General features: G+C 51.4%; 15 protein-coding genes. 11 read left to right on the top strand and 4 right to left on the bottom strand.

Going from position 1 to position 26,975, the window contains the following annotated elements; all coding sequences use genetic code 11:
- Positions 1-4: 4 nt before the first annotated feature.
- From FDX04_RS13250 to FDX04_RS13230, 5 genes are read left to right on the top strand one after another with little or no spacing between them, the layout of a single operon-like run.
- Positions 5-2,197 (top strand): bifunctional diguanylate cyclase/phosphodiesterase, encoded by a 2,193-nt coding sequence (locus FDX04_RS13250; RefSeq protein ID WP_042310643.1) that lies wholly within the window; start codon positions 5-7, stop codon positions 2,195-2,197.
- Entirely contained in the window at positions 2,190-3,113 is a 924-nt protein-coding gene (locus tag FDX04_RS13245; protein ID WP_137361227.1) for an amino acid ABC transporter substrate-binding protein, read from the top strand. Before FDX04_RS13250 ends, FDX04_RS13245 begins: the two co-directional genes overlap by 8 nt.
- A complete protein-coding gene (locus tag FDX04_RS13240) occupies positions 3,097-3,990 on the top strand; it encodes a transporter substrate-binding domain-containing protein (RefSeq protein ID WP_137361228.1) in 894 nt (297 codons plus the stop codon). Before FDX04_RS13245 ends, FDX04_RS13240 begins: the two co-directional genes overlap by 17 nt.
- A gap of 5 nt (positions 3,991-3,995) precedes the next feature.
- A complete protein-coding gene (gene lapG, locus FDX04_RS13235) occupies positions 3,996-4,685 on the top strand; it encodes a cysteine protease LapG (protein ID WP_371415442.1) in 690 nt (229 codons plus the stop codon).
- A gap of 9 nt (positions 4,686-4,694) precedes the next feature.
- On the top strand, positions 4,695-6,629 hold the full coding sequence (locus FDX04_RS13230; RefSeq protein ID WP_137371065.1) for an EAL domain-containing protein: 1,935 nt from the start codon (positions 4,695-4,697) through the stop codon (positions 6,627-6,629).
- Between the two features lie 73 nt (positions 6,630-6,702).
- On the opposite strand, the gene FDX04_RS13225 is transcribed toward FDX04_RS13230, so the two are convergent.
- Together FDX04_RS13225 and FDX04_RS13220 are read right to left on the bottom strand one after the other, a co-directional pair.
- On the bottom strand, positions 6,703-6,969 hold the full coding sequence (locus FDX04_RS13225) for a hypothetical protein (RefSeq protein WP_371415441.1): 267 nt from the start codon (positions 6,967-6,969) through the stop codon (positions 6,703-6,705).
- A gap of 66 nt (positions 6,970-7,035) precedes the next feature.
- Positions 7,036-16,152 carry a retention module-containing protein gene (locus FDX04_RS13220; protein ID WP_137371064.1) on the bottom strand — a complete coding sequence of 3,039 codons (9,117 nt, stop codon included), beginning with the start codon at positions 16,150-16,152 and terminating at the stop codon, positions 7,036-7,038.
- Between the two features lie 332 nt (positions 16,153-16,484).
- Between FDX04_RS13220 and FDX04_RS13215 the strand changes: the two genes are divergently transcribed.
- The 3 genes from FDX04_RS13215 to FDX04_RS13205 all read left to right on the top strand — a co-directional run bounded on the left by FDX04_RS13215 (position 16,485) and on the right by FDX04_RS13205 (position 21,471).
- A complete protein-coding gene (locus FDX04_RS13215; RefSeq protein WP_137371063.1) occupies positions 16,485-17,828 on the top strand; it encodes a TolC family outer membrane protein in 1,344 nt (447 codons plus the stop codon).
- Positions 17,829-17,918: 90 nt separating this feature from the next.
- The gene (locus tag FDX04_RS13210; RefSeq protein WP_249935536.1) at positions 17,919-20,111 is read left to right on the top strand and encodes a type I secretion system permease/ATPase; all 2,193 of its coding nucleotides are present in this window, start codon (positions 17,919-17,921) and stop codon (positions 20,109-20,111) included.
- On the top strand, positions 20,098-21,471 hold the full coding sequence (locus FDX04_RS13205) for an HlyD family type I secretion periplasmic adaptor subunit (RefSeq protein ID WP_137371061.1): 1,374 nt from the start codon (positions 20,098-20,100) through the stop codon (positions 21,469-21,471). Before FDX04_RS13210 ends, FDX04_RS13205 begins: the two co-directional genes overlap by 14 nt.
- A 41-nt stretch (positions 21,472-21,512) precedes the next feature.
- Here the strand turns inward: FDX04_RS13205 and FDX04_RS13200 are convergent, their stop codons facing one another.
- Positions 21,513-22,118 (bottom strand): helix-turn-helix domain-containing protein, encoded by a 606-nt coding sequence (locus FDX04_RS13200; protein ID WP_042310657.1) that lies wholly within the window; start codon positions 22,116-22,118, stop codon positions 21,513-21,515.
- A gap of 444 nt (positions 22,119-22,562) precedes the next feature.
- Between FDX04_RS13200 and FDX04_RS13195 the strand changes: the two genes are divergently transcribed.
- The 3 genes from FDX04_RS13195 (at position 22,563) to mutS (ending at position 26,663) form a co-directional block, all read left to right on the top strand.
- Positions 22,563-23,348: a winged helix-turn-helix domain-containing protein gene (locus FDX04_RS13195; RefSeq protein ID WP_137371060.1), complete on the top strand. Its 786-nt coding sequence runs from the start codon at positions 22,563-22,565 to the stop codon at positions 23,346-23,348.
- Complete coding sequence (locus FDX04_RS13190) at positions 23,348-23,860, top strand: hypothetical protein (protein ID WP_042310661.1); 513 nt, start codon at positions 23,348-23,350, stop codon at positions 23,858-23,860. The genes FDX04_RS13195 and FDX04_RS13190 overlap by 1 nt, the downstream gene beginning before the upstream one ends.
- 241 nt (positions 23,861-24,101) lie before the next feature.
- Positions 24,102-26,663, top strand: a complete 2,562-nt coding sequence (gene mutS / locus FDX04_RS13185; RefSeq protein WP_042310663.1) for a DNA mismatch repair protein MutS — start codon at positions 24,102-24,104, stop codon at positions 26,661-26,663.
- 120 nt (positions 26,664-26,783) lie between these two features.
- On the opposite strand, the gene FDX04_RS13180 is transcribed toward mutS, so the two are convergent.
- Entirely contained in the window at positions 26,784-26,936 is a 153-nt protein-coding gene (locus tag FDX04_RS13180; protein WP_137361237.1) for a Hok/Gef family protein, read from the bottom strand.
- Positions 26,937-26,975: the final 39 nt, after the last annotated feature.

Genomic DNA, 26,975 nt, shown 5'->3' with positions numbered 1-26,975 from the left:
ATCCGTGGCAAAGTCTCTGTTTTCCCTTAAAGCAATAAAAGGGTGGCAACATTCCATCACTGGCAAAATAACGCAATTTTTGCTGGTGGGTATCGTTATTGCTTTTAGCGCAGGCGCCTTTACCAACTGGAGCCTGATAGACAACTTTTCTTATCAGCAGTGGGTGCAGCGCGCTGAGGCGAATGCACAGATTATGACCTACATCATCCGCAGCGTGTACACCACCGTTTCGGTTGAAACCAGCGATGCCGGGCAGATCTCCCGCATCGTCTCCGACAGACAACTTGGCGACACCGACTCTATTCTGCAAACCGGTTATAACCCGGTAGACGTCCTGGCGTTGGCATCCGTGCAGACGCACAGCCCCACCTGGCTGTTTCTCTATACGCCGGAAAAAGGGTATGTAGGGATTAACAACAAGTCTGAAAATGGCGAAGGAATTATTTCCTTCTCTGGTCGTCTGCCGCGCGATGTGCTGGTCAATTACTATGTTGGTTTCGCCCAAATTAATGGCGAAGAGTGTTTTATCAGCGCCGTGCCAATTTTGACGCCTTCCGGTGAGATCCTCGGGAGCCTGATAAGTAGCATCGGTAAAAAAAGCGATTTATACGCCACCTACGATGCGATGCTAAAAAAGAGCTGCATCATTTTCATCCTGATTATGCTGGTGACGTTGGCATTAGTTACGATGTTTATGCGTCGTTTATTCCGTCCGGTTCCACTGCTGATCAACTCTCTCACCCGCATTGCCCATGAGGAGACCGACTGCATTACCCCCTATCTTGATCAGGACGATGAGATTGGGCATCTTGCAGGAGCGATTGAAAAATTGCGCGTCGCGATGAAAGAGCGCGGTTATCTACAACGCATGCATGAAATGTCGCAAAAGATGGAGCATATGGCCCATCATGATTCGCTGACCGGCCTACCCAACCGCGTTTCGTTTGGTCAGGCGTTAGATAAGCGCGTCAGTGAAATTCATCTGGATGAAAAACCGTTCAACCTGCTGTTAATTGACCTCGACAATTTCAAGCCAGTCAACGATACCTTCGGCCATAAAGCCGGAGATGAGTTGTTAATCAGCGTTGCCCAGCGTCTGCAGTTATTGCTGGGACCCAACGACATCGCGGCGCGTCTGGGCGGTGATGAATTCGCCATCCTGCAACATGTCAGCGACAACGCCATCAGGGAGGCGAATCGTCTGGCAAAACGCATTATTCGTGCGCTGAGTACCCCATTCACCTGGAGCACTCATACTTTTTCCATCAGTTGTAGCATCGGTATCACCACCGCGCCATATCAGGGCAACAATACCTCGACGCTGATGATCAATGCCGATCTTGCTATGTATGCCTCTAAGCATCATGGCCGCGGCTGTTTCCATTTCTTTGAAGACGGCATGGTGATGAAGCAGACCCACAGCCTGTTTATTAATCAGGAAATCATTGATGGTATTGATAACAAGGAGTTCGAACTTCACTACCAGCCAATTATAAACCTGGCAGATGAAAGCGTGTATGGCTATGAATCGCTGATCCGCTGGAATCACCCCACCAAGGGACTGATTTATCCAGATTATTTTATCAACATAGCCGAAAGTTCCGGCCTGATTGTGCGTTTAGGTGAATGGATTATTCGTCAGTCCTGTGAAGCGGCGGCTAAATGGCCGGAGCGCACCAGAATTGCCATCAATATATCGGCCTACCAGTTGCACAGTCCGGGGCTGGTTGATGTGATCAAAGACGCCTTACGCATCAGCCAACTCGCGGCAGAACGCCTTGAAATAGAAATTACCGAATCCGAGAAACTGGATAGATCAATCGCCTTACCTGTACTGCAAGAGATCCGCGCTATGGGTATCGAAATTGCCATGGACGATCTGGGTACTGGGTATGCGGCGCTGGATTACCTGCTGATCTACCCTTTCACCCGCATCAAGATCGCCCGCACGTTGGTCGATAAACTGCAGCAGGATAATGCCAGCCAGTATTTGATTGTGATGCTGATTCAGTTTGCCCATAAGTACAATATGTCGGTCACCGCGGAAGGGGTAGAGACCGCGCAACAGCGCGACATCCTGCGCGACATAGAGTGTCAGAATGTTCAGGGCTATTTCTTTAGCTACCCGCTTCGCGAACGTGAGGTGCTTTCCGCGTTTGCCGAAGAGGCTATTGAAGAAGGTCTGAGCAATGCCTGACATCTTTCACCTGGCAAAACGCCTGCTCATGATGGTTGTGCTGCTGGCTGTGGCCACACCATGCATGGCAGATAAGCAACTGCATACGCTTGAACAGATCGCCAGCAAGAAAACCATTACCCTTGGCTATCAGGATGATGCGTTTCCCTTCTCCTGGCAAAATGGAAATACCCCTGCGGGCTACTCCATTGATATCTGCAACAGTATCGTCAGCGCGCTCAAGACAAAGCTTCAGCTAAAAAACCTAAAAATAGAGTGGGTAAAAGCCAATTCAGCATCGCAGTTTGTGCTGATTAAAAACCACATGGCAGACATCATGTGTATACCTGCCTTTTATTCACAAAGCCGGCACAGCATGAGCGAGTTCTCCCTGCCGTTTTACTTTTCGAGCACCCGCTTTGTGATGCGAAAAACCGAAAGCAACGACAACCTGGCTGAACTTTCCGGACATAGCGTACTGGTAAAAAGCGGTACGATTTACGTTGAGCAACTGCAAAAAGTGAATGCTGCGAATGATCTGGATATTAATATTCAACTCGACACCAATAATATTACGGCCTTCAACGAACTGAAGAACGGTGAGTATTCAGCACTGATCTCCAGCACGGTATTACTTAAAGGGATGATTGCACAAACGCCAAACCCTGAAGATTATGCGCTTTCCGATATCGCGCTCAGCGCCCCCCTTCCGGCAGGACTGTTGCTCCCGTTACATGATAAAGAATTTAAAGAGTTTGTTGATGATGCACTCTCCTCTCTGATGACCAGCAACGAATTTGCTGCGCTGTACAATAAATGGTTTCAGTCACCGATTCCGCCAAAAGCCATTAATTTAAACATTCCCATGTCAGATAACCTGAAAGCACTAACAGCTGCTAAAAAGAAGATCAGTTTTGATTATGAAAAATATAATTAATCGTGAGATGGCAAGGGTGAAACGTAAGGTGCAATGGCTGCTCCTACTGGCAGGTATCGTCATCTCTCCTGCGCTGATGGCGCAGCAAAACGCCGCGACGCTCGACCATATTCAAAACAGCAGCGTGCTAAACGTGGGCTATCGCCAGTTGCCGCCGTTTTCATTTACCGACCACAATGGCAAGGTCACGGGTTATACCATTGCGGTATGTAACATAATTGCCGATAAGTTGCGCCAGTATCTTAAGCTCAACAGCTTAACTATTCATTATATTCCCGTGAGCTTTGGGGAACGCTTTACCGCATTAAACACGCGCAAAATTGATATGGACTGTAGCGTAAATACCAATGCGCCGGAGCGGATGTCCAGCGTCTCATTTTCTCTCAACTATTACATCGCAAAAATGCGCATCATTGCGTTACGTAAAAATAATATCCACTCGATTGACGACCTTAAAGGCCGCACGGTGAGCCTGCCAGGAAGCTCAAAAGATTTGCTGGAGTTTAATAAAACCAACAGAGAGCAGCATCTTAATATTTCGACAATTACTACCACCACGATAAACGGTGCGTTTAACAAGATGGTGCATAATGAAGCCGCCGCCTTATTCCTGGATGATGTGCTGGCCTGGCCGTTAATTAAGGATAGCGAGCAACCGGAACTGTTCAGCGTGTCGGCACAGAGCATCGGCAATGATATGCACTATGCCATTATGATGAGGAAAAACGATCCGCAGTTCGTGACTTTTGTTAACAGCACGCTGAAAGATTTCTTCGCCTCACCGATCAACGCGCAGTTACGCAAAAAGTGGCTGTCTCCCTGGTCCTGCGAAAAGATGAAAATCCCATCGCCAGGCAGCTGTCAGCATAGTAATTGAACACTATCAGCCGCTCTTTACACCACCGCTTGCTGCGCCTGTGGAAAATCCCTGGGGTGCTGCTGTTGCTATTGACAGTCCATTCGCTGCGCGCCGCCTGGGATTTTGCCAGCATCCAGCAGAAATCCGATGCGCTTTACGGTCCCGCGAGTCCGCAAGCGCAACGGCGGATCAAGGCCTGGCAGCAGTTGTTGCTCCAGTTGCGTAATGCAGACGAACAAACACAATTACGCGCCGTAAACCAATTTTTTAACGATAAGCTCCGTTATACCGAAGATATTGACGCCTGGCATGAGGTCGATTACTGGGCAACCCCCATTGAATCACTGCGCAAAGGCGAAGCGGATTGCGAAGACTACGCGATCGCTAAATATTTCACTCTCCGCCAGTTGGGCATCTCCGAAGACAAACTACGCATCACTTATGTTAAGGCCCTGCGTTATAACCGGGCGCATATGGTGCTGACCTGGTACCTCACGCCTGAAGCAATTCCTCTGGTACTCGACAGCCTGACCAATACCATTTCACCAGCTACGCAGCGTATGGATTTATTACCCGTGTACTCCTTTAACAACACTGGCCTTTGGCTTCCGGGCAATCAGAACAATAAGCGCGTTGGGGACAGCAAGAGACTTTCTCGCTGGCAGCAAGTTTTCATCAAAATGCGGGAAGAGGGCTTCCCGATGGATAAATAGGAATCACCTGTGTCTCTTTTTAAACAGTTACTCCTGACAATCTCTCTCTTTATGATGGTTGTGTTTAGCGGCAATTTTATCGTGACGTTAGAAAGCTCTCGCGATCAGTCCAATAACCAACTCCTTTCACATGCCCAGGATGCAGCAACTGCGCTGGGCGTTTCGCTGACGCCCAACGTCAACGATCCGGCGATGATCGAGCTAATGGTGAGCTCCATTTTCGACAGCGGTTACTACAAAAAAATCCGTATTGTCGATCTGCAAAACGGTAAAACGATGCTTGAGCGCCGCGCGGCGGCGTCGATTCCCGATGTTCCCGGCTGGTTTGTTAATCTGGTGGATGTAACTCCGCAAACCGGCGAGGCAACAATTATGCGCGGCTGGCAGCAGGCCGCTCGTGTAGAAGTGACCAGCGATCCGATCTTTGCCGTACAGCGTCTGTGGGACAATACCTTAGGCAATCTGTTGTGGATGCTGTCCTGTAGTCTCGCCTGTTTAATCGCTGGCATTCTGCTGCTGCGCAAACTGCTGCGCCCGCTCAATTATCTGGCAAAACAATCAGAAGCCATTGCCCGCCGCGAGTTTCTGACGCTACAGGAACTGCCAAAAACGCCGGAATTACGCCGTGTCGTTAACGCCATGAATTTGATGGCAGCGAAGCTCAAGTCGTTATTTGAAGAGCAAGCTGTCTATAGCGAACGTTTGCACAATGAAGCTTATCTCGACAGCCAGACCGGAATTGCCAACCGCCGCGCGTTCGATATGCAGTTTCAGGCGCGGCTAAGTGATGCCGATACGGCGCCAGGGTATCTGATGCTGGTTCGCGTTCAGGATTTAGGCGGTCTGAATCAGCGTTTTGGCGGACCGCATACCGATAAGCTGTTGCTCAACATCGCTAACCTGCTGGACGCGCATAAAGAAAAATATGCCTCTCTCGACAGCACCCTCGCCCGCATTCGCGGCGGCGAGTTCGCCCTGCTCTGTCCGGGGGTTACACACGGTGAAATGCTGGACATGGGCAATTCGCTGTGTCAGAAACTGACGGCCTTTTATGCCACCGGTATGTCAGACCAACAGCCGGTCGCCTATACCAGCATGGTGCCATTCAGCGCCGGAGATAACGCGCAATCATTGCTGATCCAGGCCGATCGCCTGCTGGTGGAAGCAGAAACACATACCGACCATCAGGTGGTACCCACCACCGAGGTGCCAGCGGCTACCGAAGATCAGCATTTGTGGTTTGTTCGCCTCGAGCATGCGCTGGAAAATCAGCAATTTCAGTTGGTTTATCAACCCGTTGTGGATTGCCGCTCGCCCGACAAAATCCTGCATTACAAAGTGCTGTCGCGCATTATTGACGAACAGGGCAATACCATTACCGCCGGTCGTTTCCTGCCGTGGATCCACCGCTTTGGCTGGAGCCATCGCCTCGATAAAGTGATGCTGAAACTGACGCTGAACCAACTAAAAACTGCGCCGGGGAAATTAGCGCTGAGTATTTCAGGCAGTTCTGTCGCCAGCGCGAACGCCATTGCTGACCTGCTCAATCCGCTGCGCTATGCACCGCGTATAGCCACCCAGCTGATTCTGGAACTGGATGAAAATCAGCTTCCTGGGCCACATCAGATGGCAGCATTTGTCAAAGCTGTAGGCCAGCATCGCTGCGCGCTCGGTCTGCAACACTTCGGCAGTCGCTTCAACATGATCGGTCATCTGTCGCAGTGGGGGCTTGCTTATCTGAAAATCGACAGCAGCTATATCCGTAATATTGATGAAGAAAACGATAAACGTTTGTTTATTGAAGTGTTGTGCAGCGCCACGCGCAGTATTGATTTGCCGCTGATTGCCGAACGTGTTGAAACACAAGGCGAGCTTAAGGTACTGCAGGAGTTAGGGATTGATGGCGCAATGGGTCAATTATTAGGTGAACCCGCGCCGTTGTGATAACAGCAGGCAGCCTGTATATCGCCGGAGGGCGCTTCGCTTATCCGGCCTACAAGCCGGCTGCCTGCATCAGCTAAAAAATACGGTCATCACTACCAAGCAGTTGTTCCAGTCCACCGAGTTCCTGACGCGCGTTCGCGCGATTCATTAATTTAACCTGCGCCATCGGCGGAAGATCGGTAATGGCAATCACGCCTTTACGAATCAGCAGGTAAATCAGATCGTCGAGCACGCGGACCATCTCCAGGTCGCTTTTTTGCAGCATCTCTAACGTCTGTTGGGTGTCATTGTCAGCATTTTTACCAGCGCCTGCTGCCTGCGCGTGTGGTCCAGAATTCATATCAGTGTCTTTCATTTCGTATACCCTGATGCCGCTGCCCTGTTCGCACAGGGCAGCAAGCAACGGTTAGTGAGTCGGGTTGTGATCGGGTTTGGCTATCAGGTGATCCAACGAGTAGGTCGCAGAATGCAGATCGCCGCTTGCATGAGTAGACAGTGCAGTATCAATGCCATGCGCGACCTTCGCCGGACTGGCGATCTGATGATGATCGCCGCCGCTTTGAATGTACTTCGCAATATCCACGCCTTCGTGCAGTTCACGCGCCAGATCGCTGAGATCGACTTTATCGAGCACGGCCTTCGCCTTATCGTCAGCGCTCAACACGGCAGTTGCCTGCCCGTGTCCGGTCGCGGCTGGCGCATAAGACAGAGATAATGCGTTGTCGTCGAACAGGTTGTGCAGCGCATGCTGCATCGCGGCATGATTTCCTTTATCCGCCGTATGCCCTTTGTGTGGTGCCGGATCGTCCATCGTCACATTCAGCGTTTGCGTATACGGTGTAATATTGCCGTGGTCATCATGCGCCTCGACCAATACGCTCACTCGGTTATGACCTGCCCGGAACGCTGAAGTCTCGGTCTCAATGTCATAGGTCAGCCCATTATTGCCCTGATGAAGAATCGCATCGTACTGATGCCCATTAACCAGCGCTTTAATATGCTCCCCATCATGCACATCACCGCTCACGCTGCCGGTGATATGGGTGATAGTCCCCTGTGCTTCCGCACGTGAGATGTGGTTATCACCGGTGAGTTTATCCACGATAAGCGTGGCGTCTGCCTGTTGATCCACTGCATAGGTGTGGGACGTTGTCTTTGAGTACGGGTTACCTGGCGCATCATGACCGTTGACCTCAACCGAGAATGCGGTGTTCGCTTTCATCACACCGCTGTCTACATCGACATGATAAACCCGCTCACCATTCCCCAACGTATCTACCGAACCTGTATATTCATGACCACCAATCTTTAATTTGATCGAATCCCATACATCCACATCGCCGCCAAGATGCCCGGTTACCCTCACCATCGTTCCCTGGAGTTCCTGATGATTCAGGACGTTATCCTGGGTGACGCTATCAATATCCATCGTTCCTGCAGCGGTCCTGTCGATAGTGATGGTCTTATCGGTCTGGATCTCATCACGGTTACCTGCATCATCATGGGCGGTGACGTGAGCGGTTATCTTTTGATCGTGAATCAGGTCAACCGTACTGGCATCTACGCTAAATACCTTCTGTCCGCCGCTGTTATTCACATCAGCCACCAGATCTTTACCGTTAACCGTGATGGTCACCCGATCGCCAACATCCACATCCCCGGTAACATAACCGCTGATGGTGGTTTTCGCATGCTGAGTTTCCTCGTTATTCAGCACATCATCGACTGACACCTTATCCAGCACGATGCTGGCATCAACCTGCGTATCGATAGTGACCGTTTTGTCGTTTACGGCATGCATTGGGTTCAACGCCGAATCCTGCCCTTCTACGCTGACGTGAATATTCGGGTCATTTTGCAGCCCGACCGTACTCACCATCGCTTTGTAGCCCAGTTGCCCGTTCATATGCGGCAGCTCAATGACACGCGTATGTACTGTGACGCCATCGACGAGAATGGCGACTTTATCACCGAGATGCACGTCGCCATCCACCGTACCACTCACCTCTACGCTTCCGGCTTTCACTTCATCAGCATTGATAATATCGTCGCCGCCGACGGTGTTGATGGTCACGCTGCCGCTTGCCGACTTATCAATCGCATAGCCCTGCGTGAAGCTGGCAGGCTGCACGTTGCCGTGATCGTCATATCCTGAGACTGTCGCGACAATCGTGCGATCGGCCAGCAGGTCTTTGGTGTAAATATCGACGCAGTAGTGATGGTTATTATCGACAGTCGCCGCATAAGGGTTTCCGTTAACCGTCAGCGTCACCTTATCGCCGGGATGCACATCTCCGGATACCGACCCCGTTACTGTCATCTTAGGTTGCAACGATTCCCGCGCGTTCAGCACATTGTCACCGGCAATGTTATCTATCGTCACGCCAGCATTAGCGCTCAGATCGACCACGACATGGCTGCTGGCAGAGGCGCTCCCCTGATTGCCATTATCATCCGTCGCCATGACCGTCGCGATAATATCCGGGTTATTGTGCAGATCGTTGATACTGACCTTCGTCGACCAGACCAGGTGACCATGTTTATCATCATGCACGACCGCAGTTAGCGTATTGCCATTGACCTGCAGACTCACCACGCTGCCATCGTGGATCCCTTCGCCGCTGACCGTGCCGCTGACGGTCGTTTTCCCGCTTTGCGCCTCAGCAGCATTGATAACATCATCACCGGCGATCTTATCCATCGTTATCTGCAGCAGGTTATCCGTATCGACGGTGATGGTTTTCTGCACCGTATCTGTCGCTGCCCCAGCCGTGATAGAGACATCAAACATCGGGTGCGCCTGCAGTTCATTCGTTGGCACATCCACTTCGTATGCCAGCTGTCCCGGCATCGTCGGGATGCTCATAACATGCCCGGTGTACTGCACATGATTGATGGTAACAATCACTTCGTCCCCGGCCTGAACGTCGCCGCTGACCAGGCCACGGATTGCCGTCGTTGCTTTCTGCGCTTCATCGTGGTTGAGAACGTCATCGCCCGCCACCTTATCAACGGTAAGATGCACGGTCGGTTGGTGAGGTTGCGTGGTTCCCGTCCCCGTGGTGGGGACAGTGATCGCAGGTGGCGTAGTGAATCCGTAAGGGGTATTGCCGATTACTGCCGTATGGTGTAACCAGGGCAGATCGATAAATTTATGCTCCGTCGCCGTGGCTGTATTGCCATGATTATCATGAGTAGTGATGGCAACCAAAATATTGCCATTATCGTCAAGATCACCAGTACCAATGTTTGCCTGGTAACCGAGTGTGCCATCAGCCAGAGTCACAACATGGGTGGTATAGACAACTCCGTGACCGACAGTAATGGTTATCGTGTCCCCCGAAATAGCATCGGGGTCTACATGTCCGGATACAGAGATAAAGTCAGGTCTGGAGCCAGGAAGCAGATTATTCGCGACCGTCTGACCTGGCGGTAAACCAGTGGAAGCCTTATCAATCGTGATCCCGGCATCGGCAACGGTATCAACCAGCACCGGCATGTCATCGTGCCCGTGTGCAATATTGCCGGCGTCATCTTTGGCCGTCACTTCGGCATGAATATGCGGATCCATTAGTAGATCCAGAGTCGACACCTTCGTGCTGAAAGCCCGCTGGCCGTTGTGATCTTCCACCTGCGCATAGTAAATCTGATGGTTGATGGTGAGTTCAACCGTATCACCGATTTTGACATCGCCTCCCACCGTACCCCTAACCGTCGTTTGCGGCTTAAGGGCTTCGTCGTGGTTAATCACCGCATCACCACTGCCAGTGACGATCGGATCGATATGAACAATCGCGTCAATCTGGTCGTCGATAATCACGGTGCTGTGCGCATCTGCCGTGACGTTATTTCCTGCCGCATCAGTGGTGGTGATGGTTGCGGTGATATGCGGATCGTTTTGTAGCCATTGCGTATCAACGCCAATGGAATACCCCAAGGTTCCCAGATTTGGCAGGTTCGTCACCGTCGCATCAACCATATGGCCGCCGATATTCAGGTGCACCACATCATTAACCCTGGCATCACCGCCCACCGTACCGCTGACGATCGTCGTGGTTTGCCCCAATTCGATCTTATTCAATACATCGTCGCCCGTTACCGGATCGATGGTGATTGAGGCCAGCGCTTGCGCGTCCAGCGTAACCGTATGATGCGCTGTAATTTGCGCATGGTTCAGGGCATCGTCCGTGATATCCATGGTGACGCTGATATGCGGATCGGCAACCAGATCGGCCGTCGCAACGGGAACGTGGAATCCCATTTGTTGATTACCGCGATCCTCTACCACACCGGAATAGGTATGGCCATTGATGGTCATGGAGAACGGATCGCCGGGGTGAACTTCCCCGCTCACCGTCCCGCTCACCATCGTATAGCCATGCATCTGCTCAGCGAGGTTCAGAGTATTATCCGGCGTCACGGCATCAATGGTTATCTGCGCATCGACACGGGTATCGATAATCACTGTGGTTTCTGCATTGGCCGTCGCCGGGTTGCCCGCGCCATCGGTGGTGCTGACCGTCGCGGTCAGATGCGGATCGGAGATCAGATCGGCGGTACTGACCTTAATGCTATAGCCGAGAACGCCGCCTCCGGTATCGCTCACTTTTCCCGTCAGGACGTGGCCATTCACGGTGAGATAAACGACGTCATTTACATGAACATCCCCAGCCACTTTCCCGGTTACATACGTGAATGGTTGTTTTGATTCATCACCATTAATCATATTGTCGCCAGTGACGGGATCAATCGTCAGCATGGCTTTGGCATGTAAATCAACCAGCAGGTCGTGCGTTATCTCCGCTTGCTGGAAATTATGCACATTATCTTCACCGACTACACGAGCAACGATATGCGGGTCTTTGACCAGATCGCGGCTCAGAACGTCCAGCTTATATCCCAGCGCATTGTTATGTTCCGGGAGTGCCTGCGCGGTTGTTTCGTAGGTATGACCGTTGACGATGACCTGAACTTTAGCGCCCGCGTGTACATCGCCGGACACCGTGCCCATCACCTCAGTGAGATGTTTTGCTGCTTCTGCGCCGTTGAGCTTGTCATCGCCCGCTACCGTATCAACGGTGATTCCCGCCCCGGCATGATTATCAATATGCACCACATGGGTTGCGGTGGTTATAACCTCATTTTCCACCGCATCGTGAGAGGTAACCGTGACCTTAACGGACACATTTTTATCCTGGAACCCCTTATTATCGCTGAATGCCGACGAATTAACCGGGACCTGATAGCCTAAGACGCCGCCCCCAAGGTCGATGACCTTGCCGTTAAACGTCTGGTGATTGATCTCAACGATCACCGCATCGCCAGGTTGCGCGTCTCCTCCCACCTTGCCGCTGATGAGCTGCATCGGCGTATCCAGCTCCTGGTGGTTAAGGTTGTTGTCGTCAGTAACCTTATCAATAGCCACGGTGCTGTGCGCCTGGGTATCCAGCGTGACGGTTCTATGCTCCACCGCAACCGCCTGATTGCCCGCAGCGTCGTGGCTTAACAGCGTGACCATTACGTCGTTGCTGCCTTCCTGCAGCACGCCCGTTGGAACAAACACTTCGTAGCGCAGAACGCCGTGATCGTTAACCACCGTGCCGCTAAAGTCCTGATTTTGCCCCTGCACGTGAACAGTCACCACGTCACCCGCTTTGGCATCCAGACCTTTCGCGATACCGCTAATCAGCGTCGGCATGCGGTTTTCAATGGCGTTTACCACGTCATCGGACGCCACCACTGCGGTCGTCACCACGTTTTTAGCAAAGTTATCGATATGCACTTTATGACTGTCAGTCGCGATGGCAAGGTTACCCGCCGCATCATGCGAGGTAACCGTGACCTGTACGTCGACATCCGTCAGCACATGAACGCTGTTGTTTGCAAACGCTGATGAGTCCACATCAATGCGGTAACCCAGCTTCCCCTGACCAAGGTCAATAACCTGACTCTCGTACTGATGACCATTAACCACCAGTTGGATCGGGTCGCCGACCTTCGCATCTTCCCCCCCGACGATGCCCGTAATGCGCTGTTTCGCCGCAGATAGTTCCTGGTAATTGATGACATTGTCCGTGGCAATGTTATCCAATGAGATAGCGTTATGCGCATGCGTATCGAGGGTGATAATACGGTGCGATTCACTGGCCACTGCGTTGCCCAGCGCGTCATGGCTGAGCAGTGTTGCGACCACCGCATTCTTACCTTCATGCAGAGTTCCATGCGGCAAAACCACTGCGTAGCGTAACTGACCATTGTCGTTGATCACCGTGCCGCTAAAATCCTGTCCTCGTACGCTGATAGTCACCGCATCGCCAACTCTGGCATCGCCCCCCACCACGATACTCACAATGGTGGGCATGCGATTTTCGTTGGCATTCACCACATTGTCCGTCGCTACCGCATCAATTTTGAGCGTGTTTTCCGCATAGTTATCGATATGAACTTTATGCGTATCGGTGGCGATGGCCAGGTTTCCCGCCGCATCATGAGAGGTGACCATCGCGGTAATATTCACATTCGTCAGAACATGGTCGTTGTTATCGGCAAATGCAGAAGAGTCCACATCGATGCGATAACCCAGCTTACCGCGGCCAAAATCAACCACCTTACCGCTGTACTGATGACCATTTATCTCCAGTAAGACCGGATCGTTGACCTTCGCATCCTCACCGCCAACAAAACCGGTAATCGTCTGTTTAGCCGCAAGCAGTTCCTGGTAATTCAGCGCATTGTCTGCAGTGAGGTCATGTATGCGGATAGTATTATGCGCCTGCGTGTCTAACGTGATGGTGCGGTGTGCCAGCGCGGTAACTTCATTTCCCACCGAGTCATGACTGACCAACGTCACCACTACGTCGTTTTTACCTTCCTGCAAGGCCGTCTTCGGCAACGCGACTTCGTAGCGCAACTGCCCGTCATCATCAACGATTGTTCCGGCATAGTTTTGCCCATGGACGCTGACGGTGACCGCATCGCCCGCTTTAGCATCACCACCGGCTTCCCCGCTAATTAGCGTTACCATACGGTTTTCAATGGCGTTGACCACATCGTCCGTCGCCACAGCATCGATGCTGACCTGATTGGTGGCAACGTTATCAATGTGCACGCTGTGGGTGTCGGTGGCGATCGCCAGGTTACCCGCCGCATCATGAGAGGTAACCGTGACCTTCACGTCCACGTTACCGTCGACCGGCACGCTGTTGTTGGCAAAGTCTGCGGTGTTTACCGTGATACGGTAGCCCAGCGTGTTATTGCCTAAATCGATTACCTCCCCCCGGTACTGGTGACCGTTGATCTCCAGTTGTACCGGATCGCCAGGTTTAGCATCTTCATTGCTGCCAATGGTGCCGGAGATCACCTGGTTACGTGCGTAAAGCTCGCTACGATTCAGGGTGTTATCACTATCTACATCATTGATTGACAGCGAGTTATGCGCCTGAGTATCGAGCGTGACGGTACGGTGCGCGAGCGCGGTGACTTCGTTACCCGCCGCATCGTGGCTGACCAGCGTGACCACCACATCATTTTTACCTTCCAGCAGCGTTCCTTTCGGTAATGCCACTTCATAGCGCAACTGACCGTTATCATTGACCACCGTTCCGGCATAGTTATGCCCCTGTACGCTGACGGTGACCGCATCGCCCGCTTTGGCATCACCGCCTGCCACACCGCTAATCAGCGTGGTCATGCGATTTTCAATGGCGTTGACCACATCATCCGTCGCCACCGCGTCAATGTTGACCTGATTGGTCGCAAGATTATCAATGTGCACACTGTGGGTATCGGTGGCGATCGCCAGGTTTCCCGCCGCATCGTGAGAGGTAACCGTGACCTTCACTTCCACGTTCCCATCAACCGATGTGCTGTTATTGGCAAAGTCGGAAGCGTTAACCGCAATACGGTAGCCCAGCGTATGATTGCCAAGAGCGATCACCTGACCGCTGTACTGGTGACCGTTAAGCTCCAGTTGTACCGGGTCACCCGCCTTCGCGTCTTCGCCACTGACGGTTCCGGAGATAAGCTGGTTGAGCGCAAACAGTTCAGCGCGGTTCAGGGTGTTATCGTCGGTGACGTCATCAATCGTCAGGGCGTTGTGCGCCTGGGTGTCCAGTACCACGGTACGGTGCGTCACGGAGATGGCTTCATTGCCTGGTGCGTCGTGGCTGACCAGCGTCACCTGCACCTCATTCGCGCCCTCTTTCAGGGTGGCTGAAGGCACCACGATCTCATAGCGTAGCTGTCCATGGTCGTCGAAAACCGTGCCATGAAATTCTTTGCCCTGAAGGGTCAGCGTGACCGGGTCGCCCGCTTGCGCATCGCCGCTGGCGACGCCAGAAATGACGGTCGGCATACGAAACTCATTGGCATTGACGACATCATCAGTCGCTACTGCTTCAATAGTCACGGCGTTTTGCGCGGATAGGTCGTTATCGACATGATGATCGGTAGAAACCGTTGTGCGATTACCGGCATCGTCGAAAGAGGTCAGCGTGGCGTGAATATTTGGGTCGTTCAGCAATCCCTGAGTCTTTACCGGAATGGTATAAATCAGAGCGCCATTGCCCGGGTCGCTCACAACGCCGGTATATTCTTTACCATCAACCAATAAGGTAACGAGATCACCTGGTTTGGCATCTCCGCCGACACTCCCGTGGATCATCGTCTGCGGCTGGCGGGACTCGGCGTAGTTAATGAGGTTATCCGGCGTGACGCTTTCAACGCTAATGTTGATGTCTGGTCCGGTAATATCAATCAGCGCATGATCGACACTTTCTGCCGTTCGTCCTGTGACATCGGTCGCTATTGCCACTACGGTGACATTTCCTGGCACTAATCCGCCCAGATCGGTATTAATATTCCAGTGACCGTTATTCACCGGAACCTCAACGGTGAATGTGTTTTTTTGGCTATCGGTGAAGGTAAGCGTGACGTGATTTTGATTGCTGGTGCCGCTTAAATGTGTCTGGTGGAATTCACTTTTGTTAATAAAACCGTCATTACCGGCAAACTCGGTAATTTGTACTTCAGGCGGGAAAACGCTCGCCGAGCCTGCTCCCCCAACTGGCAAGTTGATATCCCAGTTCGGGCTGCCGAGACCTTTGGTATTAAAACCCGCCGTAGGATCAACCACCTGTCCGGTTAATTCAAGCTGAACCAGGGTGTGACCACCGCCACCGCCCTCAAGCTGTACCGGCGCGTCATTACCCGCCGCGGTAGCTTCCAACACCTGCGTCGGGTCAGCGCCGTCGGCAATGGCTTTTTGTACGGCGGCAATATCCTGGGCATCATGCTCCGGATTATGGTTGACCTGTAGCCCGTGTTCGCCCCAATGGCTGTTACGGCCAATATCCAGCGTCTTCCCGTCTGGTAAAGAGAGACTCACCGCGCCGCTGGCGCCGGTCACAATTTCCTCACCGCTATATACTCTGTCGCCCTCATGAACAAGTCGTTGTGTGCCACTAGCATCGACAACGTATACCTGCCCAATGATTGCTTTGATCACACCGAGTAATTTGCTCACCGTAACCTCACTTAATTACCATCATTATTTTTATAAAATCGTTAATATATTAACGAACAAACATCACATTCATTTAATGTAAACATTAATATCTCAATGTAGAAAAAAACACATTTTAAAGAATGCAATTACATGAGACTTGACTGGCAAATGAATATAATAAAAAATAACCAAAAATAAAACACGATGTGACAAAACATGTCTGAGAATAGCTGACCACAAGCTTCAATTAAGACAATTTACCTTTGTTAATTAATATAACGTGTTTGTAAAAATGGATGATAGCGACGACAGCAGGATGTCATAACCGTGTCATATAAGGCATTCATGTCATGAAGAAGTTTTTAGTTTTTCTGCTTTCATGCTTTTCAATATCCTCAGTAAATGCAGAAGACTTACAAAATACCGTTAAAAACGCTTTAGCTAATCATCCTGAAGTTAATGCCGCAATAAATAGCCGTTATTCTTCAGAGCAAGAACTGCGGGCCGCACAAGGTGGCTATTTACCCTCACTCAATTTAAATGCTGAAGCCGGGCGTAAAAATGTTGATGATGCAACGACTCGCGCGGCAGGACGCAATAACGGTCTGACCCAGTCACCTAACGAAGCGACGCTGAGTCTTGAGCAAAATGTGTTTAATGGCTTTGCCACCTCCAGCGAAGTTGCACGGCAAAAAGCGACCGTTGACTCGCGCGCCTGGAGCGTGATGAACACCAGCGAAAGCACCGCTTATGCGGTCATTCAGGCCTATTTCGACGTGCTACAACGCGAAGAGTTTGTTCGCCTTGCTGAGGACGATCTGGCGAACCACGAACGCATTTACGACCAGATAAAACTGCGTACCGATCAGGGTGTTGGGCGCTCCGGGGACTTTATGCAAGCCGAAGCGCGTCTGGCGCAGGCGCGTAATAATTTGCTGACCGAACAGACGAATCTTGAAGACGCGAAAACCACTTTTGTCAGCGTGACAGGCATGGATCCGCAAGGTTTAAGCCTGCCCGAGAGTATTGACTCTCAGTTACCCACCTCGCTGGAAGACGCCAAAAGTCGGATGGAAAAAAACAGCCCATTACTGAAATCCGCCAATGCGGATATCGAAGCCGCGCATCAGCAGTATGAGGCTTCGAAATCTACCTTCTATCCGCGCGTGGACGTTGAGCTTTCCCGCGGGATTAGTAATAACACCGACACCACCCGCGCCCATACTGAAGAGTGGGAAGCGATGGTAAAACTGCATTACAACCTGTACCAGGGCGGCAGCGACAAAGCCAATATGAACTCCCGCGCGTATCTGCATAAACAGGCGCAGGACGTACGCAATAACACGCTACGCCAGCTGAATCAGGAGCTGAGCCTGGCCTGGACGGCGTTACAAAACGCACGCGCTCAGCTTCCTTCAGCGGAAGAATATGCCGACCGTAGCGTCAAAGTGCGCACCGCTTATCAGGATCAATTCAGTCTTGGCGAACGTACGCTGCTGGATTTGCTCGACAGTGAAAATGAAGTTTTTTCTTCTAAACGTCGCCTTGTTGAACTGCGTTATCTGGCGATGACCAGCGGCTACCGTATTAGCGAACGCACGGGTGAATTAATGAATATTCTAAAAATCACACCGCCGCCATCAGAACAACCGGTGAATTCACAAGAAGAAAATAGCTTACCGGATCTGCATTAATAATTATTAATCCAAAATAAATCTCTGACCTGCACGCTGATAATTAGCTTGCTATTATTTCAACGTGCACGGTCAGAAATGGTTGCGAAAATGAGTGCACAAGCTGAATTATTAAATGAAGTATCCGGGAATTATGCCTGCCCTAATTCTCAACATCACGATCCCCGCAGTTATAATGACGATCCGCTATTAGATAGCTTACTCATTCTGTGTGCATTACACGGTAAACCGGCGAGTCGTTCAACATTAAGCAGTGGGTTGCCATTAGAAAACGATCGGCTCACGCTGAATATATTTCCACGCGCGGCGGCAAGGGCCGGTTTAAAGGCGCGGGTTGTCACGCGCGCACTCGATAAAATTCCGGTCATGTCTCTGCCTGCGGTCCTGTTACTGCGTTCTGGCGGAACCGGAGTATTACTGGCATGGAACGATGACGGCAGCGCCCGGTTTATGCCCAGCGAAAGCGAAGGTGGGGAAATTCGGATCGACAGCGTCACGCTTGAGCAGAATTATGCCGGGAAGGTCATTTTCGCCCACCCTCGTCACGAATTCGATTTGCAGGCGGAAGCTTTTCTGCCACGTACCAAATCCTGGTTTAAAGACACGCTGAAGCTGTCACGTTTCCTGTATATGGATGCGGTGCTGGCTAGCCTGCTGATCAACCTGATTGCGCTCGGCACACCGCTCTTCACCATGAACGTCTATGACCGGGTTGTGCCTAACCAGGCAACGGTCACGCTGTGGGTGTTGGCAGTCGGTATCTGCCTGGCTTTTGTTTTTGATCTGATATTGAAAATGCTGCGCGGTATCTGCCTTGATATTGCGGGGAAAAAAAGCGATCTCATCATCTCTTCAACGCTGTTTGAGCGCATTATCGGCATGGAGATGAAAGAACGTCCGGCGCGGGTGGGCAGCTTTGCGCAGAATATTCACGAGTTTCAGTCACTGCGCGATTTCCTCTCATCACTTACGCTGACGACGATTATCGATCTGCCCTTCACCCTGCTGCTGCTGATCGTCATCGGGATTATTGGCGGTGCGCTGGCCTGGATCCCGATCCTGACGCTGCCGATTGCTTTGTTGTGCAGTTGGGCGTTACAAAAACCGGTCAACGCGGCAGTCACTAAAACCATGAGTCTCGCCAGCGAACGCCAGGCATTGCTGATTGAAACCCTGAGCAGTCTGGATGCCATCAAAGTGAATAATGCCCAGAGCGAGCGCCAGTATCAGTGGGAACAAACGCTGGGCAGCCTGAGTCGCCTGGAGTTACGGGTGAAAACGTTGTCCAGCCTGGCGAGCAACCTGACCGGCTGGTTCCAGCAAATCTCCGGGGTGGTGATGATTATCGTCGGGGTGTACATGATTATCGGCGGCAAACTGAGTATGGGGGGACTTATCGCCTGCTACATGCTCAACGGCCGGGCATTAATGCCGCTGGGTCAGTTAACCGGCCTTATCGCCCGCTATCAACAGGCGAAGCTCACCATCAAAAATACCGAGAAAATGATGTCGCTGACGCAGGAGCGTCGCGCGGATGAAAATCCGCTCAAACGTGAGCAGCTACAGGGCAGCATAGAATTTCGCGATGTCGATTTCAGCTACCCGGAACAACAGAACCTGTCGCTGCAAAAAATCAATCTGACCATTCAGCCTGGGGAACGAATCGGCATCATCGGACGCAGTGGTTCCGGTAAAAGTTCGCTCAGCAAATTGCTGGTCAATCTGTACCAGCCCAGCGCCGGAAATATTCTGATCGACGGGATCGATTCTCGTCAGTTAGATGTGAACGATCTGCGCCACAGCATCGGCTACGTGCCGCAGGATATCCAGTTGTTCAATGGCACGCTACGCGACAATTTGCTGTGCGGGGCGCGTTATATCGATGACGAAACCATGCTGCGGGCAGCAGAACTGGCGGGCGTCAACGATTTTGCGCGCTTGCATCCAGACGGCTACAACCTGCAGGTTGGCGAGCGCGGCTCCCGACTTTCCGGCGGGCAGCGGCAGGCGGTAGCGCTTGCACGCGCGCTATTGCTGGATCCGCCTCTTCTGTTACTGGATGAACCCACCAGTTCGATGGACAACACCAGCGAGGAGAAGATCAAACACGCTCTGGCTCCCTGCATCGCGGGCAAAACGTTATTACTGGTTACACACCGTGCGTCCATGCTGTCGCTGGTTGACCGCCTGATTATTGTCGATAAAGGACGCATCATCGCGGACGGCCCGAAAGCAGTGGTGATGGATGCGTTGAAAAAGGGGCAGATTAATGCATCTCGCTGATTTCCTGGCTCGTGCCCGCCGCGCTATGCAGCACTACTTTCATGGCCGTGATGAAAATCAAACTGACAGTATCAATGAAGTCAGTCAGGTCATTATTGATGACTCCCCGAGAGTGATTCGACTGACGCTGTGGACGATCCTCGCGCTGGTGGTGTTGTCTTTCGTGTGGGCTGGCTTTGCGAAAATCGATGAAGTCACCCGCGGGGAAGGTAAAGCGATCCCTTCATCCAAACTGCAAAAAATCCAGAACCTGGAAGGTGGGATCGTCACCGAGCTGTATGTTCATGAAGGGCAAATCGTTAACGCCGGAACACCATTACTGCACCTGGATGACACGCGCTTTGCCTCTAACGTCGGCGAAACAGAAGCGGATAAACTCAGCCTGCGGGCAAAAGTTGAACGTCTGACGGCGGAGGTTGAAAACCATGACTTTGTTATTTCGCCAGAGATTGCCAGCAAAGCGCCGGATGTCGCGCGGGGAGAAACCGAACTGTACAACAGCCGCCGGGAGCAGTTTCATAACGAAATATCCGGGCTGGAAGAACAACTGGTGCAGAAAAAACAGGAGCTGCGCGATTTTGAATCTAAGCAAGATCAGTTCAAGCACAGCCTTGGGCTAATACGCCAGGAAATCAAAATGTCCGAGCCGCTGCTCGCCTCGGGCGCCATTTCAAAAGTTGAACTACTGCGTCTGCGCCGTACCGAAGTGGAAACCGCCGGGCAGCTCAATTCTATTAGCCTGTCGCTGCCCAAGGCCGCATCAGAAATTAACGAAATTGAGAATAAAATCGGTGAAAGCCGTGGCCGTTTCCAGAGCGATGCGCTGGCGCAACTCAACGAGGCGCGCACGAACCTGAGCAAGGCACAGGCCAGCGTTAAAGCGCTGGAAGACCGGGTGAACCGGACGATGGTCACCTCACCGGTGAGGGGTATCGTTCAGCAGGTGATGGTGAATACTATCGGCGGCGTCATACAGCCTGGCAGCGATCTGGTAGAAATCGTTCCGCTGGATGACAAGCTGTTAATCGAAGCCAAAATACAGCCGCGCGATATTGCCTTTCTTCATCCGGGCCAGCACGCGATGGTGAAATTTACGGCCTACGATTACACCATCTATGGCGGTCTGCAAGGCGAAGTGGTGCAGATAAGTCCGGACACCGTCACCGATAAACAGGGGCGAAGCTTTTATATTGTTCGCCTGCAAACGGACAAAAACTACCTGGGAACGAAAGAACATCCGATGCTGGTAATCCCCGGCATGGTAGCGAGCGTCGATATTCTCACTGGCAAGAAAACGATTCTCAGCTATCTGTTAAAACCGATTATTCGCGCTCGCGCGGAGGCACTCAGAGAACGTTAATCGCCTGCGCTCCCTTTCATCATGTCAGGGAGCGCATAAATTTATAACGGAGTACAGAAGGAAAGTTTTCCCCGGTTTAATGTGATTTTCCCGTCATTAACCAGTTCCTGTAAAACCTTGTGGATGGCGCTGCGGGAGATATGATTACGGGTCAAAATAAAGGTATATACGGACGTTTTCTCACGCACCTCAGGTTCCATCGACCAAATATATTTTACGTGTTCAATAATCTGCTCACGAATGGTGCGATGTGACTGCAACGCTTCACGCTGAAAATAGCGTTGCAGGTGATGCGTTAAGATATCAAACGCCTGCTTCCATAAGTTTTTAGCGGTAAACATATGATCTGCATTCTGCACGCTCATCGCCCACATTTCGCAATCGGTATCGCAACGTAAATAGTGCCCGGCAACTTCAGTACGCATTTGCGGCAAACCGAGTATGGCCGGAGCAGAAATACTCACGGTGACTAAGTCATTTTCCACACGATAAACAGAGACGGTCCCTTTCTCCAGAAACAAGATATTTCCATCAACCTTCAGATCAATACGCTGGCGTTTTTTGCGTAACGACAGCCAGGCATTCTCTGACTTCTTCATTTCATCACCCACAAGTACTACAGCATTTTCAATTTCTTTCTGGAACATGGGACTCTCTACCGCAAATTATGGCTTTATCAAAATTCACTTAGCATCAAAATAAATGTCAGCCTTCAAGCAGGCTGACATTTATCCCTCTTCTACATCTGCCACCGGCATTCCCTGGTGCCGTGGACGCGTTCAGGCACATGCTGTTTTCGCGTGGTGGCGTCAGGCAGTATATTGCGCTGTTCATAAAGAATTAATGGCAATCATCTTTGCGGTCACTCTTTCATCTTTCTCTTCTTTGCAGCATAGCCAAAAAGACACAACCAATTGATTTATATTCACTTTATTTCAATTAAAAAGTTATCATTGTTAGTATATTATGATACTAATTTGAAACACTTCGCGATCTTCGTTGTAGGATCGGGTCCATGCTGGTAGCTATTATGGGCTAAGTGGTATCATGACTTACCAACCGCCTGGCGCACCATTAAGAGTAGAGACACTATGTCTGAGACTGGCAATGTCAGTTATCTGATTGAAAATAGAATCATATTTACGCCAGACACACAATCTCTGGCGCGAGTAGCGCAACCCAATCAGCAGATAAAACTCAAACACTCAGCCTCATTATGTCTTTTATTACTTATTCAGCATCGCGGTCAGGTGGTTTCACAAAATGAACTACTGGAGTTCGGCTGGGGTAAAAATCATCGTCAGGTTAGTTTCAATGCCTTTTATCAAAGCATTCTCTCCCTACGTAAAAGTTTGCAGCAGCTGGATCTGGAACAACCACTGATCACAACAATCCCTCGTAAAGGGCTGATTATTCAGGAGTCGTTTGACATTCAGGCGATTGAGACGCCAGAGAGTATCTCTTCTTCAGGTGAAGAGTCCGTAGCCCCGGATACCGTTATAGAGGAACTGCTGCCTGGGACGTCGCGTCAATCTTTGTTCACCACCGCAGAAATAATCATGGCGACGCTGACGCTTATAATTTGCGCGCTGATATTATACCCATGGCAGGCCAGCGATGATTATTTTTCCGACTATATCAAGGACAGCAAAACGCCAACTGACTGTCAGTATTATTTCAATAACGATGCCAGTAATTTCTCCCGGCATACGGCGTTTGTCGACAAAAATCCAGGGCTGTGTCAGAGCAATAAATTCATCTATATTACGACCTACCCTGAGTCAAAGAAATTGTCAGTGCTTTTATGTCGCTCACCGATGAAAACCAGGCAAGAAAACGCCTGTCAGTCGGTTTATTACCCCCGGTATGATAGCTAATGAATTTATATCCGCGAACATCCCGTATCCAGACAGGTGTTATCCTGCTGATCTGTTTTGCTGCGCTCATGGTTACTGCCGTCTATCGGTTCAATAAAAACACAGGTGAACTTCATAATCTGACCTGTCGTTCAGCCATCGAAATAGTACGTAATACAAGCTCATTTCGTGGGATTATTGATATTAAAATCGGCGGGAGTAAAGGCATTGTGAATGTTGATGGCATCATCAAAGATGCCAGAAATAATGAGCAAACCGTGCAACGCATGGTCCTGTTTACACAATCCAGCTACGGCTCAAGTCCGGTCTGGATTTCACAGAAAATACAAATATCCAATCGCGAAACAGCCCCCGCCAGCCTTATTCAGGAACTGCTCCCCGACTTTTTCCTGACCAATACCAGCGTATCCAACGTCGATTATTTTGCGCTAAATAGCAAGACGTATCTGATTACCAAAGAAGGGATCCCTTACCTGTACTGCCAGAATTATGCGTTGCCGCAAAATGAATAATAAGTAAGCGTTCTGGCGGCCAAACCTACGGGGGAATGTCCGTGGATGAATTTATCGCTCCCCCCTCCCCAGAATACATTGTCATCGTCTGATTCGCCCCGGAGCGGAACCTGGATCGAGAAGTCATCCTTCCCCGCTTTCCCTGAAAAGCATATCTCCGTTATCATGTGTCTCTTATGTGATAACAACGAAAACAAGAATATCGCAATCCATTGAAAATCAGGGAACTGGACACAACTCCATGAGTACAATCGATAATCTCGACGCCCACACCCCAATGATGCAGCAGTATCTCAAGCTGAAGGCTCAGCACCCGGAAATACTGCTGTTTTACCGCATGGGCGACTTTTACGAACTGTTTTATGACGATGCGAAACGCGCGTCTCAGCTGCTTGATATCTCCCTGACTAAGCGCGGCGCATCCGCAGGCGAGCCCATCCCAATGGCGGGTATTCCCCACCATGCGGTAGAAAACTACCTCGCCAAGCTGGTCAATCAGGGGGAATCCGTCGCTATTTGCGAACAGATTGGCGATCCAGCCACCAGCAAAGGTCCAGTTGAGCGTAAAGTGGTACGTATTGTCACGCCTGGCACCATCAGTGATGAAGCGCTGTTACAGGAGCGCCAGGACAACCTGCTGGCTGCCGTCTGGCAAGACAGTAAAGGCTACGGTTATGCCACGCTGGACATCAGCTCCGGGCGTTTTCGCGTTAGCGAGCCTGCCGACCGCGAGACCATGGCCGCCGAACTGCAGCGTACTAACCCAGCTGAACTGCTGTATGCCGAAGATTTCGCAGAAACCTCACTGATTGAAGGACGTCGCGGCCTGCGCCGTCGTCCGCTGTGGGAATTTGAAATTGATACCGCCCGTCAGCAATTGAACCTGCAGTTTGGCACACGAGACCTGATTGGCTTTGGTGTTGAGAACGCCCCACGCGGGTTATGCGCTGCCGGCTGTCTGCTGCAATATGTGAAGGATACCCAGCGCACCTCGTTGCCGCATATTCGCTCCATCACTATGGAGCGTCAACAGGACAGCATCATTATGGATGCCGCCACACGCCGCAATCTGGAGATCACCCAGAACCTGGCGGGCGGCGTTGAAAACACATTAGCTTCGGTACTCGACTGCACCGTAACACCTATGGGCAGCCGTATGCTCAAGCGCTGGCTGCATATGCCGGTCCGCGATACCAAAATCCTCACCGAGCGCCAACAGACCATCGGCGCGCTACAGGACACCACCAGCGAATTGCAACCTGTGCTGCGTCAGGTGGGCGATCTGGAACGCATTCTGGCTCGTCTCGCGCTGCGTACCGCGCGCCCGCGCGATCTGGCCCGCATGCGTCACGCTTTCCAGCAACTCCCTGAACTACGTGCGCAACTGGAAAACGTAGACAGCGCCCCGGTGCAGATGCTGCGTGAGAAAATGGGTGAATTTGCGGAACTGCGTGAACTGCTGGAACGCGCCGTGGTGGAAGCTCCACCGGTGCTGGTACGCGACGGCGGCGTCATCGCGCCTGGCTATAACGAAGAGCTGGACGAGTGGCGAGCGCTGGCTGATGGCGCAACCGACTACCTCGACAGACTGGAGATCCGCGAGCGCGAACGCACGGGTCTCGATACGCTGAAAGTCGGATTCAACGCCGTTCACGGATACTACATTCAGATCAGTCGTGGACAGAGCCATCTGGCGCCAATTAATTACGTGCGTCGCCAGACGTTGAAAAACGCAGAACGTTACATTATTCCAGAGCTGAAAGAGTATGAAGATAAAGTTCTGACTTCCAAAGGTAAGGCGCTGGCACTGGAAAAACAGCTATACGACGAGCTGTTCGATATGCTGCTGCCGCATCTGGCTGATTTACAACAGAGCGCCAGCGCACTGGCGGAGTTGGACGTCCTGGTCAACCTGGCAGAACGTGCTTATACGTTGAATTACACCTGTCCGACCTTTACCGATAAACCTGGTATTCGTATTACCGAGGGGCGTCATCCGGTGGTGGAGCAAGTACTGACAGAGCCGTTTATCGCCAACCCGCTCAACCTATCCCCACAACGCCGGATGCTGATCATTACCGGGCCGAACATGGGGGGTAAAAGTACCTATATGCGCCAAACCGCGTTGATTGCGCTACTGGCTTATATCGGCAGCTATGTTCCGGCACAAAAAGTCGAGATAGGGCCTATCGACCGTATCTTTACTCGCGTAGGTGCGGCGGATGATCTGGCATCCGGTCGTTCCACCTTCATGGTTGAGATGACCGAAACCGCCAATATTCTGCATAATGCTACCGAGAACAGCCTGGTGCTGATGGATGAGATTGGACGCGGCACTTCAACCTACGACGGCCTGTCGCTGGCATGGGCGTGTGCAGAAAACCTGGCTAATAAAATCAAAGCATTAACATTGTTCGCGACCCACTACTTCGAACTGACTCAGTTACCGGAGAAGATGGAAGGCGTCGCGAATGTACATCTGGACGCGTTAGAGCATGGCGATACCATCGCCTTTATGCACAGCGTACAGGATGGTGCAGCGAGCAAAAGCTATGGCCTGGCGGTAGCAGCCCTGGCTGGTGTGCCGAAAGAGGTGATCAAACGCGCGCGGCAAAAACTGCGTGAGCTTGAAAGCATCGCGCCGAATGTTGCCGCAACCCAGGTCGACGGCACGCAGATGTCGCTGCTGTCAGTTGCGGAAGAAACGTCACCCGCCGTTGAAGCGCTGGAAAACCTCGACCCGGATTCACTCACGCCTCGCCAGGCTCTGGAATGGATCTACCGGTTGAAGAGTCTGGTGTAGTAAAAAGCGCCCGGTGGTGCTACCGCTTACCGGGCCTACGGTAACAAGCGAATACTGCGGAAATGGGTGCGAGAGGCCGAAACCAGACCATCAAGACGCGGGGTTTCCCCCGCGTTGTTGCTACTTCTTCGGTTCGTAAGCGAGAACAGCTTTAAACTCCATATTACGCTCTTTGATACTTAACTCGCACAGCGAATCTCGTACCATTAACGTAAATCCCAGCACCGTGAAACACAGTACTACAATTGCCAAAAGGGCATATTTTGTCAGCATGTCTTGCCTCCCTGCAAAGAAGAGACTAACATCCAAATT

This window comes from Citrobacter sp. wls615, from assembly GCF_005281355.1.
Taxonomy (GTDB): domain Bacteria; phylum Pseudomonadota; class Gammaproteobacteria; order Enterobacterales; family Enterobacteriaceae; genus Citrobacter; species Citrobacter werkmanii.
Note: the sequence above shows the minus strand (reverse complement) of the source record. Positions and strands in the feature narration are given on the sequence as shown.

Coding starts and splice junctions, on each gene's coding strand:
- FDX04_RS13245 (WP_137361227.1), top strand. CDS start 2,190: ATGCCTGACATCTTTCACCTGGCAAAACGCCTGCTCATGATGGTTGTG.
- FDX04_RS13215 (WP_137371063.1), top strand. CDS start 16,485: ATGAAGAAGTTTTTAGTTTTTCTGCTTTCATGCTTTTCAATATCCTCA.
- FDX04_RS13240 (WP_137361228.1), top strand. CDS start 3,097: ATGAAAAATATAATTAATCGTGAGATGGCAAGGGTGAAACGTAAGGTG.
- FDX04_RS13205 (WP_137371061.1), top strand. CDS start 20,098: ATGCATCTCGCTGATTTCCTGGCTCGTGCCCGCCGCGCTATGCAGCAC.
- mutS (WP_042310663.1), top strand. CDS start 24,102: ATGAGTACAATCGATAATCTCGACGCCCACACCCCAATGATGCAGCAG.
- FDX04_RS13195 (WP_137371060.1), top strand. CDS start 22,563: ATGTCTGAGACTGGCAATGTCAGTTATCTGATTGAAAATAGAATCATA.
- FDX04_RS13210 (WP_249935536.1), top strand. CDS start 17,919: ATGAGTGCACAAGCTGAATTATTAAATGAAGTATCCGGGAATTATGCC.
- FDX04_RS13190 (WP_042310661.1), top strand. CDS start 23,348: ATGAATTTATATCCGCGAACATCCCGTATCCAGACAGGTGTTATCCTG.
- FDX04_RS13180 (WP_137361237.1), bottom strand. CDS start 26,936: ATGCTGACAAAATATGCCCTTTTGGCAATTGTAGTACTGTGTTTCACG.
- FDX04_RS13200 (WP_042310657.1), bottom strand. CDS start 22,118: ATGTTCCAGAAAGAAATTGAAAATGCTGTAGTACTTGTGGGTGATGAA.
- FDX04_RS13225 (WP_371415441.1), bottom strand. CDS start 6,969: ATGAATTCTGGACCACACGCGCAGGCAGCAGGCGCTGGTAAAAATGCT.